The organism is Bacillus sp. JJ1566 (genome assembly GCF_036962685.1).
GTDB lineage: Bacteria > Bacillota > Bacilli > Bacillales > Bacillaceae_L > Ferdinandcohnia.
The window spans coordinates 1-1607 of record NZ_JBALOP010000019.1 but is presented as its reverse complement, the minus strand read 5'-3'; the positions used below and the strand labels follow the sequence as shown (position 1 = coordinate 1607).

The window sequence follows — 1607 nt, the reverse complement described above, 5'->3', positions numbered from 1 at the left end:
TTTTTATGAAGTTCGTAGAACTTCAGTTTCCTTAGAAAGGAGGTGATCCAGCCGCACCTTCCGATACGGCTACCTTGTTACGACTTCACCCCAATCATCTGTCCCACCTTAGGCGGCTGGCTCCTTACGGTTACCCCACCGACTTCGGGTGTTACAAACTCTCGTGGTGTGACGGGCGGTGTGTACAAGGCCCGGGAACGTATTCACCGCGGCATGCTGATCCGCGATTACTAGCGATTCCGGCTTCATGCAGGCGAGTTGCAGCCTGCAATCCGAACTGAGAATGGTTTTATGGGATTGGCTTAACCTCGCGGTTTTGCTGCCCTTTGTACCATCCATTGTAGCACGTGTGTAGCCCAGGTCATAAGGGGCATGATGATTTGACGTCATCCCCACCTTCCTCCGGTTTGTCACCGGCAGTCACCTTAGAGTGCCCAACTAAATGCTGGCAACTAAGATCAAGGGTTGCGCTCGTTGCGGGACTTAACCCAACATCTCACGACACGAGCTGACGACAACCATGCACCACCTGTCACTCTGTCCCCCGAAGGGGAAAATCCTATCTCTAGGAGTGTCAGAGGATGTCAAGACCTGGTAAGGTTCTTCGCGTTGCTTCGAATTAAACCACATGCTCCACCGCTTGTGCGGGCCCCCGTCAATTCCTTTGAGTTTCAGTCTTGCGACCGTACTCCCCAGGCGGAGTGCTTAATGCGTTTGCTGCAGCACTAAAGGGCGGAAACCCTCTAACACTTAGCACTCATCGTTTACGGCGTGGACTACCAGGGTATCTAATCCTGTTCGCTCCCCACGCTTTCGCGCCTCAGCGTCAGTTACAGACCAGAGAGCCGCCTTCGCCACTGGTGTTCCTCCACATCTCTACGCATTTCACCGCTACACGTGGAATTCCGCTCTCCTCTTCTGCACTCAAGTCCCCCAGTTTCCAATGACCCTCCACGGTTGAGCCGTGGGCTTTCACATCAGACTTAAAGGACCGCCTGCGCGCGCTTTACGCCCAATAATTCCGGATAACGCTTGCCACCTACGTATTACCGCGGCTGCTGGCACGTAGTTAGCCGTGGCTTTCTGGTTAGGTACCGTCAAGGTACCGCCCTATTCGAACGATACTTGTTCTTCCCTAACAACAGAGCTTTACGATCCGAAGACCTTCTTCGCTCACGCGGCGTTGCTCCGTCAGACTTTCGTCCATTGCGGAAGATTCCCTACTGCTGCCTCCCGTAGGAGTCTGGGCCGTGTCTCAGTCCCAGTGTGGCCGATCACCCTCTCAGGTCGGCTACGCATCGTCGCCTTGGTGAGCCGTTACCTCACCAACTAGCTAATGCGCCGCGGGCCCATCTGTAAGTGATAGCTAAAAGCCATCTTTTAATATAAGACCATGTGGTCTCATATGTTATCCGGTATTAGCTCCGGTTTCCCGAAGTTATCCCAGTCTTACAGGCAGGTTGCCCACGTGTTACTCACCCGTCCGCCGCTAATCTTTGGGAGCAAGCTCCCAAAGATTCGCTCGACTTGCATGTATTAGGCACGCCGCCAGCGTTCATCCTGAGCCAGGATCAAACTCTCCAATAAGAGTATTGATTGCTCAATAA

General features: G+C 53.5%; 1 rRNA gene. It reads right to left on the bottom strand.

From position 1 onward, the window contains the following. Positions 1-35 precede the first annotated feature (35 nt). A 16S ribosomal RNA gene (locus V7112_RS09575) occupies positions 36-1587 on the bottom strand. Positions 1588-1607 lie beyond the last annotated feature (20 nt).